General features: G+C 59.2%; 12 protein-coding genes and 1 pseudogene. 9 read left to right on the plus strand and 4 right to left on the minus strand.

The genetic code is table 11. The features are described 5' to 3' along the window. Window positions 1–1,811: 1,811 nt before the first annotated feature. The 3 genes from JQ575_RS32290 to JQ575_RS32300 all read left to right on the plus strand — a co-directional run bounded on the left by JQ575_RS32290 (window position 1,812) and on the right by JQ575_RS32300 (window position 9,194). The gene (locus tag JQ575_RS32290; RefSeq protein ID WP_212037221.1) at window positions 1,812–2,066 is read left to right on the plus strand and encodes a hypothetical protein; all 255 of its coding nucleotides are present in this window, start codon (window positions 1,812–1,814) and stop codon (window positions 2,064–2,066) included. A 41-nt stretch (window positions 2,067–2,107) separates the two neighbouring features. Next, complete coding sequence (locus JQ575_RS32295) at window positions 2,108–8,617, plus strand: VCBS domain-containing protein (RefSeq protein WP_212037222.1); 6,510 nt, start codon at window positions 2,108–2,110, stop codon at window positions 8,615–8,617. A 121-nt stretch (window positions 8,618–8,738) separates the two neighbouring features. Beyond that, entirely contained in the window at window positions 8,739–9,194 is a 456-nt protein-coding gene (locus tag JQ575_RS32300) for a hypothetical protein (RefSeq protein WP_212037223.1), read from the plus strand. A 65-nt stretch (window positions 9,195–9,259) separates the two neighbouring features. Here JQ575_RS32300 and JQ575_RS32305 read toward each other — a convergent pair whose 3' ends face one another. From JQ575_RS32305 to JQ575_RS32310, 3 genes and pseudogenes are all read right to left on the minus strand, one after another. Then, on the minus strand, window positions 9,260–9,646 hold the full coding sequence (locus tag JQ575_RS32305; protein WP_212037224.1) for a hypothetical protein: 387 nt from the start codon (window positions 9,644–9,646) through the stop codon (window positions 9,260–9,262). 2 nt (window positions 9,647–9,648) lie between these two features. After that, a pseudogene (locus JQ575_RS45070) lies at window positions 9,649–9,803 on the minus strand (endonuclease); the annotation flags it as partial. 79 nt (window positions 9,804–9,882) lie between these two features. After that, window positions 9,883–10,251, minus strand: coding sequence for a hypothetical protein (locus JQ575_RS32310; protein ID WP_249167039.1), 369 nt, complete (start codon window positions 10,249–10,251; stop codon window positions 9,883–9,885). Between the two features lie 9 nt (window positions 10,252–10,260). Here JQ575_RS32310 and JQ575_RS45830 point away from each other — a divergent pair, with 9 nt between their 5' ends. The 6 genes from JQ575_RS45830 to JQ575_RS32335 all read left to right on the plus strand — a co-directional run bounded on the left by JQ575_RS45830 (window position 10,261) and on the right by JQ575_RS32335 (window position 16,853). Further along, on the plus strand, window positions 10,261–10,383 hold the full coding sequence (locus JQ575_RS45830; RefSeq protein ID WP_283842661.1) for a hypothetical protein: 123 nt from the start codon (window positions 10,261–10,263) through the stop codon (window positions 10,381–10,383). 914 nt (window positions 10,384–11,297) lie between these two features. Continuing rightward, window positions 11,298–13,418, plus strand: coding sequence for a hypothetical protein (locus JQ575_RS32315; RefSeq protein WP_212037225.1), 2,121 nt, complete (start codon window positions 11,298–11,300; stop codon window positions 13,416–13,418). 92 nt (window positions 13,419–13,510) lie between these two features. After that, window positions 13,511–14,539: a TAXI family TRAP transporter solute-binding subunit gene (locus tag JQ575_RS32320; protein WP_312016062.1), complete on the plus strand. Its 1,029-nt coding sequence runs from the start codon at window positions 13,511–13,513 to the stop codon at window positions 14,537–14,539. Then, a complete protein-coding gene (locus tag JQ575_RS32325; RefSeq protein WP_249167040.1) occupies window positions 14,536–15,177 on the plus strand; it encodes a hypothetical protein in 642 nt (213 codons plus the stop codon). The genes JQ575_RS32320 and JQ575_RS32325 overlap by 4 nt, the downstream gene beginning before the upstream one ends. A gap of 25 nt (window positions 15,178–15,202) precedes the next feature. Continuing rightward, entirely contained in the window at window positions 15,203–15,439 is a 237-nt protein-coding gene (locus JQ575_RS32330) for a hypothetical protein (protein ID WP_212037226.1), read from the plus strand. Window positions 15,440–16,505: 1,066 nt separating this feature from the next. Beyond that, complete coding sequence (locus tag JQ575_RS32335; RefSeq protein WP_312016063.1) at window positions 16,506–16,853, plus strand: GrlR family regulatory protein; 348 nt, start codon at window positions 16,506–16,508, stop codon at window positions 16,851–16,853. A gap of 670 nt (window positions 16,854–17,523) precedes the next feature. On the opposite strand, the gene JQ575_RS32340 is transcribed toward JQ575_RS32335, so the two are convergent. Beyond that, window positions 17,524–18,501 carry a tripartite tricarboxylate transporter substrate binding protein gene (locus tag JQ575_RS32340; protein ID WP_212037227.1) on the minus strand — a complete coding sequence of 326 codons (978 nt, stop codon included), beginning with the start codon at window positions 18,499–18,501 and terminating at the stop codon, window positions 17,524–17,526. Window positions 18,502–19,261 lie beyond the last annotated feature (760 nt).

Here is a 19,261-nt window from a genome sequence, read left to right on the forward strand (position 1 = left end):
GGGGGCATGGAAACCCGCGAAGAAACCCTATACCGGTTGGCTTACATGTTGGGCCAACTGGACCCCGATATCAGGCTCACTATAGGGGTGAGGTATTTGGCGCGCGTGTTTGGGGGGACCGACCAAGATGCAGTCTCACGCGCGGAAGAGTTTGCCCAGGCGCATGGTTGCTCATTTCAGTTCGATAGAGCAACGGAGATTGGGACCTTCGTCCGCGCCCGTCCAATAGTTGGCAATGCCTGACAAGCACCCAAGCGCCCCCAACCATCTCGCCAAATTGATCATAGACATTGCGACGGGGGAGAAGCCTGACCGCCATCCCACGCCAGAGAGCGGGGGTAGGAACCCGGCTACAGAACCGGCCGCGTCGGTCAGTACTTCATCTGAAGGGTGATGATGAAAGTTCGCATTAACAATTCGCTAACCATCGTGACTTAGATTTCCCGCTGCGGAACCTGTGACTCGTGCCGCGCGCATCGGGTCCGAACATGCTCAAACACATCCTGACCATAGTCGTTGGCGTGGCGCTGGCAGGCTGCGCTTACCCACCGCCCCCGCTTAAATCAGGCAACAAACTCGCTTGGGACGGTTCAGGTCGAGACCCCAATCTTCCGCGCGCGGCTGTGCGCCCCAGACTTGCATCCGTGCCGGATCAAAATATCGAACGCGAAAGGGTACTCGCAACGCTTCGCCCCTATTCGGCGGCGTGGTGGGTCGTGCATGACGAAATCGAAACTGAAAGAGATCGTCGAACGAACGCGAAGCTCGTAATTTGTTTGGGATGCCTAGCGCAGGCCCCGGATATTACTGGCTCGATACCCTGAGGGGGAACTGACGCTCTGTTCACGCTTCTGGGCATTCATGGCCCTGCTTCACCTGCTACTATCCGGCGCGCGTTTTGCTCTGGCTACGGCATTGCGGGCTAGCCATTTTGAGCAGTCTCTGTGGCCGTCAGTGTGGAGATAGGATCTGGTTGGCTGGGGCGCGGCCGGATTGATCGTCCGCATTTGGAAGGATGGCCACCAGCCGACGCTCCAGGCGATGCGGGCAAGCTTGTTGGCGGGGCGATTGCCAGCGCGCCGTGATGCAGCCGCTTCTTAGCCACATCGAGCGTCCGCTGGCTGACTCACTCCATTCCACGACCAGGCGCGCCGGATTGTGGCCTTTTCAATCCATTCGCCGACCGTGATTTTGCTGGGATCGACGTGTTCGCTCGTGCTCACGGCGTCCAGCAAGCTTCGGAGCTTTGTACGGGCCTCGGTCTTCGTACCGTTGGCAATTCCCGGAGGAGCCCGCCGATAATCTGGCAAGTACAAGCTGTGCTGCTCTCAATCGCTATTTTGAGGTACCTCTTTCGCCGCTTGGAAGTCCGTAGTCTTACGGTCTCTCAATCTCGGAAAGAGCTTTGACTTCTAACCGGATGAATCATAACCAATTTTGCGACGCTATCGATTCATAGTTAAATCAATCTATGTGGCGTTGCATATGGACGGTAATTAGAATTTGCGGCAAGTTGCAGTCATTGAGTTAAGGAACGGCCTCGCGAATAGCAGCACGAATGAATGACGTCTGCGACTTTGTCTCTGATCAAATCAAGAGACGCGACAAAAAAATTTCGAACATGCGCGGTCCTTTGGGACTCGACATGAATAGGGCAGGGATTATGGCGTTCGGAGTAATTTCACAGTAGTTCCAGATTCTCTCCAGTGTCAGCGCGTTTGCGTTGATCGCGCGCCGAAAAATCGGCGGTGTCTTGTGAGATACTTTTCGAGTGCGATCGCACCTGCTCTGCGTTAGCAGAGGAGTGAGCCGTGGGACGCGTTGCGTTTACTAAAAAGGCAGAGCCGGTCGACTGGTTCGAGATCGAATCGCGTCGCCAGGAAATTTCAGGTTTTTGCCGTTTTTCCATTTTTCCAATCGGACCGTCGATCGCTCCCACAAATGATTCACCAGCATTTTCTTCAGACGACTCCTTCGTTTCGCTGTCGTCTCACTTAGACATCATTGCAAAATTCCAGGCCGCGATCGCGGCATCCGGTTCATCGAACAGGCAGACGGCGCGATAGTTGCGCGCGAATTTTACGAACAGAGTATTGGAGTATTTTTGATGGCAAGCGCCAGCGGCACCACCACCCTCACAGGCACCAGCGGCAGCGACAATTACGTCGGCGGGTCCGGCAATGACTATCTCTCCGGAGGCGCTGGTAGCGATCGCCTCAACGGCGGATCGGGGGCTGATACGCTTGATGGCGGCAGTGGTTTTGACACTGTCCTTGGTGGGTCAGGCGCGGATACGCTCATCTATCGAGCGTGGGAAAACCAATACAAGATCGGTAGCCAGGTCTACGGCGTAGGGACAACGGCCACCCAAACCGCCTTTTCCGGTTACGACATCTACGACGGCGGCAATGGCAATGCTGCCCAGGGCACTGCCGAAATCGATAGGCTCGTTATCTATTTAAGCAACGCGCAACAGGCCAGCTCCGCGTTTATGACTGCGTTCAATAACGACATGGCCAACTTTCAGGCCTTCATTATCGCCAACTCAAATCGAAACACCGGCCAAGCAGGCCAAGCAGAATTCACGTTCACGAGCATCAATCTCAAAGTCTCCGCGATCGAGCAGGTTACTTTCGCTGTCGACCCCACTTCTCCAGTTGGCGTCAATGACACCAATGGGGCCGATGTCGTGCGAGAGGCTGGTGTTGGCCCAGGGAATACATCGTTTCCGGGCGACTCCTCGGCTGCAGGGAATGTGCTGCTTAATGACACGGATTCCGACGACGGCCAGGCGTCGCTGGTGGTGTCGGCGGTCCGAACCGGTCCGGAATCCGGATCGGGAACTGGCGGCACTGTCGGATCCGCATTGGTGGGCACTTATGGCTCACTGACCTTGAATGCCAACGGCACCTATACCTATACCCTCGACAACGGCGACGCAGATACCAACGCGTTGGCGGACGGGGTCACAGTTACGGAGGTGTTTACGTACACAGTTCGTGACCCTGATGGGCTTACCGATACCGCGCAACTGACCATCACGATCACCGGCACCAACGACGCCCCGATTGCGGTGGCGGACACCAATGCGTCCGATGCGGTAACGGAGCAGGGCGTCAATCCCGGCAACACGCCGTTTGCTGGCGATTCCACCGCTATCGGCAACGTTCTCACCAACGACACCGATGTTGACGCCGGAGCCACCAAGACGGTGGCATCAGTAAACGGCATGGTCGGAAACGTCGGCAATGCGGTGACCGGCACCTACGGCTCGGTCGTCATCAACAGCAACGGCAGTTACACCTACACGCTCAACAATGCCGATACCGATACCCAGGCGATCGCGCAGGGTGTCTCAGTCATCGACACTTTTAACTACACGGTCACGGATCAGTTCGGCGCGACCTCGGCGACCACGCTGAAGATCACAATCACCGGCACCAATGACGCGCCGATTGCGATTGCGGATACCAATGCGTCCGACTCGGTAACGGAGCAGGGCGTCAATCCCGGCAACACGCCGTTTGCTGGCGATTCCACAGCTATCGGCAACGTTCTCACCAACGACACCGATGTTGATGCCGGAGCCACCAAGACGGTGGCATCAGTAAACGGCATGGTCGGTAACGTCGGCAATGCGGTGACCGGCACCTACGGTTCGGTCGGCATCAACAGCAACGGCAGTTTTACCTACACGCTGAACAATGCCGACGCCGACACCCAGGCGCTAGCTCAGGGCGCGGCGGTGAGCGACGTGTTCACCTACACAGTGATAGACCAGTTCGGCGCGACCTCGTCGACCACGCTCACCATCACCATCACCGGCACCAACGACTCGCCGGTGATCACCACCGCGATTGGCGGCAATGAAGGCACCGCGGTCGAGGCCGGCAATCTGGACGACGGCACGGTTGTCGCCGGCGATCCGTCTGCCAGCGGCACGCTGACCTCTTCGGATGTCGATACCGCCGCCACCGCGACCTGGAGCGGCGCTGCGACCGGCACCTACGGCTCGTTTGCGATCACCGCCGCCGGGGCGTGGAGCTACACGCTCAACAACGCCGACACCGACACGGATGCTCTGGCCGAAGGCGCCAGCGTGACCGACACGTTCACCGCGACGGTGACCGACGATTTCGGCGCCACCGCCACCCAGCTCGTCACCATCACCATCACCGGCACCAACGACTCGCCGGTGGCCCGTGCTGATACTGGGGTGGTGAATGAGGATGCTACCCTCACGGTGACCGCCGCGAATGGGGTGATCCAGGGCACCACTGGGGGATCGGTCGCCGATACCGATGTCGACAATGCCACGCTGGTGGTGTCTGGCGTGGTCGCGGGCACTGGCGCGGTGACGCAGGGCGTAGGAGTCGGTAGCTCGCTCGCCGGCATCTACGGTCATCTGACGCTGAATGCCAACGGCTCCTACAGCTATGTGGCCGACACGGCAAACAGTTTGGCCACGGGCGTTACGGCGGTGGATACGTTCACCTATACCGACAAGGACCCGCTGAATGCGGTGTCTAACACTACCACGTTGCAGATCACGGTTACCGGCGCCAACGACGCGCCGGTGGGCGTTAACGACACTGGTTCGGCCACCGAGAAGGGCGGCACGGCCAACGGCTCGGGCGGCTCGAATGCGACCGGCAACGTCATCACCAATGACACCGATGTCGACAGCGGCAGCCTGACGGTCAGTGCGATCCGCACCGGCGGCACCGAAGGCGCCGGCACGGCGGGCTCGCTGGGCGTCGGCCTGGTGGGCGCGCACGGCACGCTGACGATAGCGGCCAATGGCAGCTACACCTACGTGGTGAACGAAAATGACTCCGCGGTGCAGGCGCTCAACAGCGGCGGCACGATCACCGACAGCTTCAACTACACCGTGAACGACGGCAGCCTGACCGATACCGCGGTACTGACGGTCACCATCAACGGCGCCAACGATGCACCGGTGGGCGCGAACGACAGCGGTACGGCCACCGAGAAGGGCGGCACCGCCAACGGCTCCGGTGGCTCGAATGCGACCGGCAACGTCATCACAAATGACACCGATGTCGACAACGGCAGCCGGACGGTCAGTGCGATCCGTACCGGCGGCGCCGAAGGCGCCGGCACGGCTGGCTCGCTCGGCGTCGGCCTGGTGGGCTTGCATGGCACGCTGACGATTGCGGCCGATGGCAGCTACACTTACGTAGTCAACGAGAACGACTCTGCGGTGCAGGCGCTCAACACCGGCGGGACGATCACCGACAGCTTCAACTATACGGTGAGCGACGGCAGCTTGGCCGACACGGCAGTCCTGACCGTCACCATCAACGGCGCCAACGATGGGCCGGTGAACACCGTGCCTGGTACGCAGGAGGTGGTGCAAAATACCAATGTGACATTCAACGGCGCCCAACTCATCTCAATCTCCGACATTGACGTAGGCGCGGGAACCGAGACGGTGACGCTGTCGGTCGCTCACGGTACGCTGACGCTATCGGGTACCACCGGCCTCTCGTTCACCACCGGTGACGGTACGGCCGACACCATTATGACCTTCTCCGGCACGGTGACGAACATCAATAACGCCTTGAATGGTCTTCTCTACAATCCAGCCGACACTTTCGTCGGGGCAGATACCTTGACGATCACGACGACGGATCAGGGTGGGTTGAGCGATAGCGACACCGTTACCATCATTGAGGAAAGCCCCAACCCGGGTACGCTGACGACCAGTCCGACCGACGTCATCTTCTATGCCAGCGGCACGAACACGCTGAATGGAACAAATTTGACCTTGAACGGTACAGATAACATCACCGGTGGAACCGGCACGGACACGCTTATCGTCACTGGCGGCTCCCCTGGACCATTCACGTTTGGTAATGGCGTGGGAAACCTCTTTCTCACGAACTTTGAAGTCTTCAAATTAGTCGACACCAACAGCGGAAATCATACTGATAGCGTAACATTCCTTTCGACTTTCCAAAATAATGGGACACTGACTGTCGACGCGACTGGCATCACTGGTAATGGCAAGCTCAACTTAGATGCAAGCGGAGTAACATCCGGAGCGTTTATTGTTATCGGCGGAGAAAGTGACGACATTCTCAAGACCGGCTCGGGCAACGACACCATTGCCGGCGGAACGGGCGCTGATGCCATCAATGGTGGCGCTGGCATCGACACCATCGTGGTGAATGCCGTTGTAGGGGCCTCGAGTGATTCGACACGGGTTGTGCAGGCTGGCGATGATACCGGCCAAGATACGATCACAGGTTTTGATCTGACGTCAGGAGGTGGCGAAACGCTGCGAATTGTCGCATCTAATGTGAACGCCTTTGTCCATGGCACCAACACTGCGATCGGAACAGGGGGCGGCGCGGGCTTGACCAGCACCTTTGCGATTTCCACTGGTCTGGTAAATCTCAACAATGACGGAGACGTCACTGATTCGAGTGATATAGCTGTTACCTTCGCCAGTCCGACGCTTACACTTTCCGAAGCGAACTTCGAAGCTCACCTGCAGTACAGCCTCACGGGCACGGGTGCCGGGAATACCCTTGCGACCGGTATACTGAACGACACCATTGATGGTGGTGGCGGCGATGACGGCATCACAGGCGGCGCGGGCGCCGACACGATGACAGGTGGCGCAGGCGACGATACGTTCACTATCAGCAGCGGAGAATCACTGGCCATCGTCGGAGGCTCGGGGGATGCAGGCACGATTTCCGGCTACGACGTGATCACCGACTTCAATCCGGCCAGCGGAAACGACATCTTGAATCTGCCGGGCACGCTAGGTGTGGCAAACGTCGCAGCCAATACGGCAGGGACCAACGGCGCGACCTCCGTCTTGACGATTGGCGGTGCCACGATCAAGTCGCATGCCATATCGAACGGCATTATTACGTTCGATGACCAGCTGGGCTATGCGTCGGCGCTAAACATAACAACCGTCGCCCAAGTGGCAGCCGTGGTCGACTACCTGCAGCGTCAAGACTTCGGCGCCGGCAATAACGTGGTTGCGTTCACGGCAAACATTGGCGGAACCGCTCACACTTACATTTATGATCAACTGGGAGCGACCGCGAACGCCGCGAATGACATCCTCGTAGACCTCGTTGGTGTAACGCTAACGAGCGGCGGCACTAGCTTACTGACATTGATCAACTCGAACACCGTCGATCCCGCCGGCGTCGCCGGCTCGCCGATCAATCTGGCGATAGCTAGTCCATCGGTGGACGTCGATGGTTTGATCACGGCTATAATCGCTGGCGTTCCGGCCGGTTGGTCTCTCAATGCAGGCATCGACAACGGCGACGGTACCTGGACCGTGCAGACAAGTGATCCCGGCACATTGACGGTTACCACCCCAACGGATTTCGCCGGTGCGGTGGTGCTGGGCGTCACAATGAATTGGACGAATGCCGATGGAAGCATGGGCGGTGCGTATGTTTCCAGCAATGTCGAAGCCTATGCGCAAGGCTCGCCGATCTTTGCACTGTCCAGTGAGGACTTCCTGACCGCCTCGAGTGGAGACGATCTGTTGGTGTTCTCACAACCGATCGGCCACGATACGATCTACAATTTCGACACCACGCACGACCAGATTGACCTCATCGGGTACGCCGGGTTCACCGCCTTCGTCGATGTTCAATCGCATACGATCAACAATGAACTCGGTGATGCAGTCATCACGTTGGGAGAGGGCCAATCGATCACCCTGCATGGCGTCGACGCGAACTCGCTCTCGGCCGATGATTTCGTCTTCGATCAAACTCCGGTTGTGCAGAACACCGGCAACATGGTGATCGGAGACGGGGCGATCATGCCGCTGAGCGGCATCATCGAAAACACCGGCACGATCGAATTGAACTCGACGGGTGCCGAAACCGACCTCCAGCTTATCCAGCATGGCATCACGCTCGAGGGGCGCGGGCAGGTCATACTGTCGGACAGCACGGAGAATGTGATCACCGGAACGGTCTCGGACGTCACACTGACGAATGTGGACAACACGATCTCGGGCGCCGGACAGCTCGGCGCAGGGCAGATGATCCTGATTAACGAAGGCACGATCATCGCCACCGGCACCAATTCCCTCGAGATCGATACCGGTGCGAATACCATCGTCAATTCCGGAACGCTCGAAGCGACCGGCAGCGGCGGGCTGGTGATCGACAGCAACCTCGATAATTCCGGATTGCTGTGGGCGAATGGAGCAGACATCACGCTCAACGGCAGTGTAACTGGCGGCGGCAGTGCGTTGATTGATGGGGTAGCCACGCTCGAGTTCGAAGCAGCCTCATCTGTTAGCGTAACGTTCGCTGCCGAAGCGACTGGAACGCTCAAGCTTGGCGACTCCTTCGACTTCAGCGGAATTGTTTCGGGATTTAACGAGGATGACCACTTCGATCTGCTCGATGTCACGTTTGGAGAAGGCACCAGCGTAAGTTACGTTGAGAATTCGGAGGAGACCGGCGGAACCCTGACGGTGAGCGACGGCATCCACACCGCCAACATCTCGTTGCTCGGCGACTACTCGGCGGACGGCTTCGCATTCTCGGCAGACGATACAACGGGCACACTTCTGTCATACCGTCACGATCTGATCTAGCTGACCGACGGAATTCTCTGGATGCGGTGCGGAGCTGATGGGGCGATGCCCGACGATGGTTTTGGAAGGCGAGAAGGAGTATGACCAGGGCAGGGGTAGGCTTGGCCTGGAGCGTTCATAAATGGCGATCAGGATCGGCGAGGTAAAGTCGTCCAGGCTTTCGGATGACAAGAAGGAAGTCATCGTCGGTGGAAGCGGGAAATATATTGGCGATGTCGAGCTGAAAATCGCGCGCGAGTGCCTGGACGATTTTATCGATGCCCTGGTCAGCGCGCGGGGCACGCTGGAGCCAACCCTTGCAGTGGCCATTCCCAGTGCGGACTCCGCCGTGGTTCCCGAGCGGAATGCTCGATCGGAGGACAACCCGAATGAAGTCAGATTTGAAATCCCGAAGACCTTCGCCGTGACGGCGGACACCGAGGGCAGGGGCCTGGTCCTGCTTATTCTCAATCACCGGCTGGAAAACCAGGAAGGTTATGCTCTGTCCCCGGATGCCGCACGACAAGTAGCTGGGGGGCTGACCAAGAGCGCGGACGCAGTGCAAGCATCCCCGGTTGCCGGCGAACTCAACAAGTGAGCCCAATGATGTGCGTTAAGTAGTAACGCATGGCCAGAAAATCGATCATTCTCAACGCCGATGGTCTAGCTCTTTGGCGGTCGCAGCAAAGTTAGCATGTCCCGCGGGGCTGAACCCACCATCGATAATCGTTGATCGGAAAATCTCTTGCGCTCGCCTGAAGCTTGCGGAAAGCTTGGCGCAACGGATCTGATGAACGCCGTGATGTCGTCGGGCAGCGCGAGTTTTTCTGGGAATGGCGGTCGCCTTTGTTGGGGCGCGCCGGCGTCGTCAGCGAACGTCATTATCCGGATAGGGCGCGAGGCGGCCATGCGAGAGCCTTGCTGGGGAGCGCTTTGTTCGAAGGCGCGCTCTCCAAAGCAACATGGCGCGATCGTTCCGATCATTACCTTCTCGGGATTCGAGAGTTCCATCTCGGCGTTCGCTAGTGCGGTGGCGATGGCGGCCGACATTTTCACTGGACCGATGGATGGTTAGCCTCCATCGCGACGCGGTCGAAACTGATCGCTCCTGATTTTGACCGTTTTGCCGCATGCCGTGGCCCATGGCCTCCTTGGCGTCTTCCGGCATCAGGGCTTTCAGTTCGCTCTTGGCTCGCTCGTGGTCGATGGGCTCGTTCGGCCGACCGGAAGCCATCCGCCGGCTTGTAGAGCTGGGGGAGATGAAGGGGAATAGTTGGCTGAACGGGTCAGTAGCCAGTATCGCGCTTCGGCTGTTGAGCGGCCAGTCTGGCCATGACAATGGCATCCTCCGCCGCATAACGAATCTCCCGAGCAGCCTTTAAGGGGCGCCGAATGTTGGGATCTTCCGAGCTACTATCAAAGGTGATCAGCCTCATGCAATTCGGACACTGAACCTGATAGCCGTTCTTGAGCCGATTGGCTCGCTCTGAAAAGGGCTTTCGGCAATTAGAGCAAATAACTTTGATCCGATCGTTCATAAGAACCGCTCCTGTTCTGGCCGCCGTGGGCGACTCCTCCCATTTTGGATGAACGATAAGGATCAAATTTTTAAGTTTGGAGCTGGATTTTGAGCAGAGTTGACCGATCGTGGTCATGAGTCGTCAATGAATTGCACCCGTTGGTACGCGGTGGATAACGACTTCAAGGTCGTGTCAGGCGGCCGCCACCAGATTTCGAAGAACAGTATGAACTGCTTCATCCGGATGGATGTGGCCCACGGCGCATAGGTCACAGCAAAAACCCCGATCACACGTCGGGTTTTTGTCTAAATTCCCCGCTTCCGGATACGCTGCGCGTGTGGTGCTGTCGACCGGTATATGCAATTTCCAGTTCAGGCGACTGATCCGGCTTGGGTCGAATTCTGGCGGATGAATTTCGATCGACCTCCGCGTTTATCCGCATTGGCGCGGAGGATGATCATGCCGAAAAAATGCGGACGCTGATCATCGCGCTGGTCGACCAAAGCTTTGACGCGACCCGCGGTCGTACGATGCGTGACATTGAGATCCTGGCGCAGGCGGAGAAGAAAAACTAGCCTCTGCAGGTTGTGAGCGACAGTTCGGAGGTGGAGGAAATCGCAAAGCCTCGCCGTGGCTGTGTGTGGGCGAGCCGGGCCTGAAATGCTATCCGGACCCTGTCGCCATCCGCCGGCCGCAAGGTGTTTGCCATTGGCCATGCCCGTAGCGTCCAGATCGTCCGCAAGCGCTAAGCTTCCAGTTCGGCCAGCAGTTGTCTCGCAGGACTACGGAGGGTTCATTCGATAGGTGAGGGGCGGTTGCCATTTGTGTCCTGACGAGGCCCTGGAGTGTCGGGAGCACGCCGACGCCATTAGAACGGCTTTCCTTTATCGGCGGGCCGCTTTTCGGGCCTGGATCGACCCTTGAAGGGCGAGGTCGGGCGCATCGAGGTCGTCCTCGCCAGCGATCCCGACCAGCGTGAACAGGGTATAGCGCCGGGCATCAGGGGGGCGCCCATCCGGTGGCGAACTGCCGTCTCGAAGGCCGGACAAACCGAGTTACGCCTCCGGAACCGCATCTAAATGACTATTATCTTGAGGCTTTTGATGGGGTGGAGTAGGGTCTGCGTATTCGTAAAGTTTTTCTTAAGAATTGGATAACCGCTTCGAATAGGCGTCATTTACATGCGCCGTGCGATCGACACCGCTCCGAGGGATGGGAAATTCGTCATTCTTGAGGATGACGTGAGCGGAAGCTTTGAGCTCGCTCAGTGGTCGGCTGAGGCGCGTGCATGGGTCAAGGAAAATGGCGAGCTAAGCAAGATCACGCCGACGCATTGGCAAACAACGCATCTTCCCAAAGAAGGCGATGAATTTATTCTGCAAGATGAATTTATTCCGCAAAAGGAAATTGGAGTGGGGGACCCGTCGGCGTCGCCCCGCACATTTCTTTTCCCCTCGGGCCTGGCTGCACGCGCGAGGGCGACGGAATTAACTCATCAGGTTGCGAACGCGGACTCTGTCACTGTTGCCCGGCTCGAGGCGCGGGCCGAGCAGGCCAAATCGGAGCGCGGACCGCGCGCGCGGCGCTGGTTTGCAGTCTCCTCGATCGCCGCAGCCATGGTCGCGGCGTCGCTCATCGGCTTGTATTTCCACGCCGAGCTCGCCGCCTATGTGACGCGATACACTGGTGAGCAGGATAACGTCAGGATTGGCACAGTCGGCGTGGAGGTCATCGAGCAAGAGACCCAGGTCCCAAACCAGGATTCGCAAATAGCCGATTCATTGGCGCGGGATCCGGCTCTTCATCAGCAAGCCGACCGGGCGAGCTCACGGGCACCGCGAGATACTGCGCAGGTCAAGCAAGGTGCGGAGGCGATGCGGCCGGAAGCGCAACAGCCTTTGGAAAAGGAGCGGCGCCGCGCAGAGGCCCTAGCAAATGAACTGGCGAAGGCGCAGCAGGTTATTGAGACTCAGGTAGCGCTAGCGAGCAAGGCGCGCGACCAGGCGGCGCAGCTTAGTCAAGCCGCGGAGAGCGGGATGGCGGAGCTGCGACAGTCTCTGCAGAAGGAGCACGACAGGGCCGAGGCACTGGCGGGCGAGCTGGCGAAGGTACGGCGTGACATCGAAACGCAGCTGGCGTTGCCGAGCAAGGCGCGCGATCAGGCGGCGGAGCGCCATCAGGCCGCCGAGAAGGCGACGGCGTCGCTGCGACAGTCTTTGAAGACGGAGCACGACAGGGCTGAGGCACTGACCGGCGAGCTTGCGAAGGCACGGCGGGACCTCGAGACCCAGCTGGCGCGGTCAACCAAGGCGGGCGACGAGGCGGCGCAGGAAAAGAAGGCCGCCGAGAGCGCGACGGCGGAGCTGCGACAGTCTCTGCAGAAGGAGCACGACAGGGCCGAGGCGCTGACTGGCGAGCTTGCGATGACCCGGCGGAACATCGAGACACAGCTGGCGCTGTCAGGCAAGGCGGGCGAGGAGGCGGCGCAGGTGACGAAGGCCGCCGAGAGCGCGCGACTGTCTCTGCAGAAGGAGCACGACAGGGCCGAGGCACTGACGAGCGAGCTGGCAAGGGCACAGCGGGACATCGAAACGCAGGTGGCGCTGGCGAGCAAGGCGGGTGACGAGGCGGCGCAGCTCAAGCAACACAAGGAAGCTGCCGAGAGTGCGACGGCGGAGCTGCGACTGTCTCTGCAGAAGGAGCACGAAAGGGCCGAGGCACTGACGAGCGAGCTGGCGAGGGCCCGGCGGGACATCGAAACGCAAGTGGCGCTGGCGAGCAAGGCGGGTGACGAGGCGGCGCAGCTCAAGCAACACAAGGAAGCTGCCGAGAGCGCGACTGCGGAGCTGCGACAGTCTCTGCAGAAGGAGCGCGACCGGGTCCAGGCGCTGGCACCGGGTCGTGAACCCACGCAGCCCACGATCGGGGCGCGAATTGAGGTCGAACGTGTGTCGAACAGCCAGATCGCCCAGGTGACACAAGCCGCGGAGGCGGCTGCGACCGAGCAGCCAGCGGCCGCTGAGGCGCAAGGCATTGCGGAAGCGGCCAGGTTGCTGGCGCGCGCCAGTGCCTTGGTCGGCCAGGGAAATATCGGTGCAGCGCGGATCGTGCTCGAGCGCGCTGTCGAGACCGGCAGCGCACAGGCGAGCTTCATGCTCGCGGAGACATATGATCCCCTCGTTCTTTCCACATGGAAGACATACGGCACGCGCGGCGATGTGACGAAGGCGCGTGAGCTATACGCGAGGGCTCTTGCCGGCGGCATCCAGGAGGCCAAGGATCGATCCGTCGCGTTGCGTTAGTGGGACGATGACGTTTTGTCATTCACCCACCCGGCCTGGGCTGCGAGGTTGCTGGCTGAAAAGCTGAACTTGGCTCAACAGGGAGCCCAGGGGTGAACACACTTCCAAGACCACGTTTGTTGTTCCTGCTCGCTGCGGCGGCGCCAGTCATTCTGGCGCTTCAGCCTGCCAACGTGGCTGCGCAAACAAAGAGCGCCCGCCCGCCGCACGGCGTCACGGCGGGCACGGCTGAAAGAGAGAAGATGAATGCCTGGACGATCGGCCTCGCCGGCGGATTGCTTGAGGGTGCGCCTATTCGCCTTGCAGCGGAGATTGCCCGAGTCGTCGACGATGGGCCGAATATGCATATCCTGCCGATCGTCACCCGGGGTGCCACGGAAAACCTGAATTCGCTCCTCTACCTGCGCGGCGTCGATACGGCGATCATCAATTCCGACGCGCTCGAAGAGTACAAGATTCAGGTACCCGAGATCCGGCGTCGCATCACCTACCTGCTCAATCTGTTCCCGTCGGAACTGCATATCTTTGTTCGACCAGAGATTAACAGCCTGCAGGATCTCGCTGGCAAGAAAGTGAATTTCAACACCCAGGGAACGGCCGCCGCCTATTCAGGCCCGCTGATCTTCAGCCGCCTCGGTATCAATGCAGAAAAGACCTTCATTCCCCATCAGATCGCGCTGGAGCAGATGCGCAAAGGCGAGATGGCAGCTGTCGTCTTCATCACGTCGAAACCGGTTGACGCTTTCCTACGCGGACGCTGGGAGCCCGGCTTCAAGTTCCTACCGGTGAATTATGAAAGCAAGTTCGAGGATTACTATCTTCCCGCGGTATTGGAGGGGAGCGAATATCCCAATCTGATCAAGCAAGGCGAACGCGTATCAACGATTGCGGTACCGACTGTTCTGGTCGCCTTTAACTGGCCGAAGGCGTCCAACCGCTATCAGCGCGTCGCACGCTTCGTTGATTACCTGTTTTCCCGGATCGACAGGCTGCAGTCGCCGGGCTTTGACCCGAAATGGAAGTCGATCAATCTCGCTGCGGCCGCCCCCGGACTCGATCGCTTCTCGGCGGCGCAGGAATGGCTGGACCGTCAGATGCGAGGAGCGCAGGCGCCACAATGAACACCGTCGCGATCCACCTGTTTGTCGCATTCCTGGTCGGGAACGCAGTCGCTTTCGCACAAGGAGCGAGCGATCCGGTGGAGCATCTTCGTGCTTGCTCCCTGATGCAAGCTCAAGAGCGGTTAGAATGCCTTGAAAAGCTGTCGCGTACCATCGCGCCGCCGGCTCCCCCGGCTCCGCCAGCGCCAGCGGGCGACAACTGGATTGTCAGCGAGACCACCTCGCCCGTGGACTATACGCCGATCGTCACCGCTACCACCCCTTCTCGCGGCGGCTTGAAAGCCTCCGAGATGCAGCTCTCCGTTCAGTGCCGTGGTAGCCGAACTGAACTATTGGTCGCGGGACCTGCCGTCTCCCGCAGCAGCACGGATTACGCCATATCCTATCGCGTCAATAACGGTCAGCCAGTGCAGCTTGCGGCTGGTTCGCCCTCGTTTGGCGCTGGCGCTGCGTTCACGGGCGACGTCGTGCGCTTGTTGCAGTCCCTTCCCGAAGAAGGCGACATCACGGTCCGTCTCGTCAGCCGGACTGGCGCGGCCCAAGAGGGACGTTTTTTACTCGGCGGATTGAAGATGGTGCGAGAGAAGGTAGCCGTGGCATGCAAGTGGCCGCACGCCGTTGCCCGGCCTCGCAACTAATGGTCAACAGTCGTGAGGGAAGCCGATGGACTATCAGGCCTTCACGAATGATAGCCTCACCTTGATGCACGAAGGCATCCGTGGCGCACTCGCGTCCGACCACGCGGTAGAGTGCCAGGTTGGTGACTCGAAATTCAAAGTCCGAGACACGCTGCACTGGAAGAAGCGCGCGGCCGATCTTGAGGCCCAGATGCTCAAGCGCGGGATGAGTTTTGTGGTCATCGATTGGCACGAACGTCAGGAGAAGCTTCCGTTTTCCTGAGCGCCCACCGTTTGTTTCCGGATGATAAGATGGGAAAAAGCTTAGTCCGCGTTACTACCAACTCAATGAGTAGGGGGCGGGATCACCGCGCCCAAGGAACGAGACCATTCTTGATGATGGACATTAGAAATACTCTGTTCAAATAATCAATGGCTTAGCTCGACTAAATGAGAGACCGGTCGAATTCAGGCCGTCGTCATTCGGGCTCAGCGGGAGGCGCACCACCGGCAGAAGCGTTCCCCGTAAAGTTTGCTCAGCCAATCCGCAAATCTTCTCTTTGCCGCGATTAGTCACGACCTCGTAGCTGACCTTAGGGGCCCTCGGCGAGCCCGGTGCAGCAACCTTTCCCCGAGACGTGCAGGAAAGACATCCTATCGCTGTTGTCGGGCAGGATAATCCCCATCCGCGGACCGGCCCAGCCGCCGCACCCCACTTGCTCAAGCAGCCCCGAAGCCGAAAATTCCAGTGGTGGCGCTGGGGTAAATGACGACTCAGAGGGCGCCCTACAAGACACGCAGGTGGATAGCTGATGAGGACGACGCCTTGCGTTCTCTTGTCCAGGCAGGAAGAGACGTGCGCTTGATCGGCAAAGCGCCGGGTCGGTCCTTCATGGGCGTCCAAGCTCGGGTCAAGAACCTGTCTCCGCGAGTGCGAAGAAGTGACAGACGCCGAACTGTATCGGCATAACGCTGACGACTGCCGCCTCCGATCCTTCCAAGCACGCACGTATATGCTCCCGAATTGACTGACGCCGACTTAGATCTAACAGTTGGGGGCGATTACTGCATACCCGTCATCAACACAGGATAAATAATGGTTGCTGCAGCTATAGCATGTTCGAACTGAGTGACGACCTAAAGGGCGCCATGACAGGTGCCGTGAAAGGATAGCTGGCTGCGGCTACACAAGAGTGGATCGGCAGCGGCGGTTTGCGGCCAGCGTCATTCGAGACGGGCTTATTGCCCGTTGGGAACGTCGAGGCCTCTCAAGAATGATAACACCGGCTGTCCAACAGGCGGCGTAACAATGTAGGCTCATCGCCAGTTGGGCAACCGTGGGCAGAACTGTGCTGATCAAAAACGGCCTTTACTCTGTTAGCATCGAAATGAAAGACGCCGGGCGCGGACACGCCACCGGCGTTATCATCCTTCTCAACGGTCAGATTTTGGGAGGCGATTCGCATTTTTATTACACCGGCTCCTATGTTTTCAGAAACGGGAAGTGGCGCGGCGAACTCATTACTCGGGAGCATACAAAGGCAGTTGGCGTAAACATGTTGTTTGGGGGCAGGGAAGTGTGCTGCGGTTTCAGTGGCATCTATTCCAACGGCGCAGCGGAGGTAAGCGGTACCGCCTTAGTGGGGAAGATGAGCATATTGTTTGACGCCGTGCTGCAGTTCCAGGCGGCGCTCTAGAGGAGGGCGGTTCTGCGGACTCAGTCCGAGGTACGTTACAGTATCGCTCAAGGTCTGAGTTTGGCGCCTTGCTCGCCCATACCACGCATCCACCTGGACCAGACGGATGACCGTGGTGGGAGCGACCCATTCAAATTTGAGGATCTGGACGGCTCGCTTCAAGATGAGTGAAGTCAGAGCCACTCGATGCCGACCGTTGGCCGGCTAGACTGGGATCGTTGTCGAGGTTTTCCATCGCAATACGGGCGTCACGTGCTGTTCGATGGTGCCAACAGACCAACTTGCCTGCACAGCGGCGATGATCTGCCGATCTTAGGCTTGAAACGGGAGAGGTTCAGCGTAGCATTGCCCTGATAATTTGCATCGAATCAGGAGCGAACAATGGCCAAGGGCAAAGACAAGCCGAGCAAGCAAACTAAGAAACCAAAGTCCGACAAGCCGAAGGGCTCAGGCTCGTCGTACCAGCAGGAAAAGGCGAGCGGCAAAAAGGGCTAGGGCCCTTGCTGCCAACATCTGTTCCCGACAGTTGGTCGGCGCTGACGGGCCCAACTCACCACGTCTCTCCGTGATGGTGAAGCAGACTTCCCGGCTGCGCGTCCTGATTTCTCAGTTGACCCAACTCGGGCATCGGATTGTACAGGCTCGGTTTAGAATTCGGTGGCGACCGGCACTATTCAGCCTTGATGCCCGCAAACTTGATCACCTTCGCCCACTTTTCGGTGGCCTCCGAGATGATCGTCCTGAATTCCGCGGGCGAGCCGCCAAGCACAGTGCCGCCGAGTTCGACGATCCGGGCTTTGACTTTGCTGTCGGCGAGGCCGGCATTGAGCTCCTTGTTCAGCATATCGATGATGTCCGCCGGGGCGTCCCTGGGCGCGCCAATGCCCGCAAAACCGCTGGCCTCAAAACCAGGCACGAAGTCTGCCACCGTTGGAACGTCCGGCAACACGTCCAGACGCTTCGCGGTCGTTACCGCCAGGGCGCGCAGGTTACCCGCCTTGATATATTGGATCGACTCGGACACCGGAGCAAAAATCACCTGGATCTGGCCGCCGACCAGATCGGTGGTCGCAGGCGCGCCGCCGCGATAAGGGACGTGGACCAAATTCACCCCGGCCATCATCTTGAAGAGTTCGCAAGCAATGTTTTGCGGGGTGCCGGGGCCGGCCGACCCGTAATTGACCTTGCCAGGGTTGGCCCTGGCGTAGGCGATGAATTCCGGAATCGTCGTGGCGGGGACCGACGGATGCACCACGACGACGTAGGCCAGCCGCGCGGAGCAGATCACCGGCGCGATGTCGCGGATGAAGTCGAAACTGAGATTGCTGTAGAGCGCGGCATTGATCGCGTGCGGAGTGACAATTTGCAGCAGTGTGTAGCCATCGGCGGGCGCTTTGGCGACCGCCTCGGTGCCGATGTTGCCGCTGGCGCCGGCGCGGTTCTCAATGATGAATTGCTGGCCGAGGCGATCCGATAGCCATTGACCCATCAGGCGCGCCTGGATGTCGGTAGCCCCGCCGGCGGCAAAGCCAACGACAATGCGCACCGGACGGGACGGATAGGCTTGCGCCCGCGCAAGGCGGGGCACGGCCGGCAATGCAGCAGCGCCCACGGCCAGCTGCAAGAATGTGCGGCGGGGAAATTTCATGATGCTCCCTCCACAGGGCGCTACGTCGCGGATTTATCCGTCTGGACGCCCTGCGGGAACACACTACACCGGTCTTGCAACGAGGTGGAAGGGGTCATGCTTCCTCTTGGCGCTCTTGAGGCATAACAACCCGTAGATGTGGTAACACCGTCAGATTATGTGGGCACAGTGCAAGGCGTCAGCGCGCGGTCAAACACGCGAATGCCGTAGCGAACTGCCACGATGGCCACGTTCCTGGATAGCCCCTTTCGAAATGTCGATACAAGACAGACTGGCCCGTGGAATCACGGCTAATTGTTTCTGTTGCGGGGAGGCAATGCCGCGCGGCTCGTGGTCTCCTGGGGTGGGCCCAATCAGACCTTTCAGCAGCCAGTAAGACAGCCACGAAAACCATTGCTGACTTTGAGAGGGGAGCGAAGGAGCCATATCCGCGTACGATCGAAGATGTGCGTGGAGCCCTTGAGAATGCGGGGATTGTGTTCATCGAGGAAAACGGCGGAGGACCTGGGGTCCGCCTTCGGAAGGCAAAACTTCCTGCTCGACCTAAATAAGTGAGCAGCGTCGTCCAAGGCAGCCAATGCCGCACGATGCATTTTTGGAAGTAGCCGCCGATAAGGGAGCCTTGCTGCAAGGCCGGTCGCCCAAGAATTTCAGCTGATCGCTCCTGATTTTGAGCGTTTGGATGCCATAACCCGAGGCTTCCCTAGTACCCTAAGAGCGCCTCTACGACCGCTCGTGGTCGAGGACCGCCTTGCCCAGA

This window comes from Bradyrhizobium sp. JYMT SZCCT0428, from assembly GCF_018131075.1.
Lineage (GTDB): Bacteria > Pseudomonadota > Alphaproteobacteria > Rhizobiales > Xanthobacteraceae > Bradyrhizobium.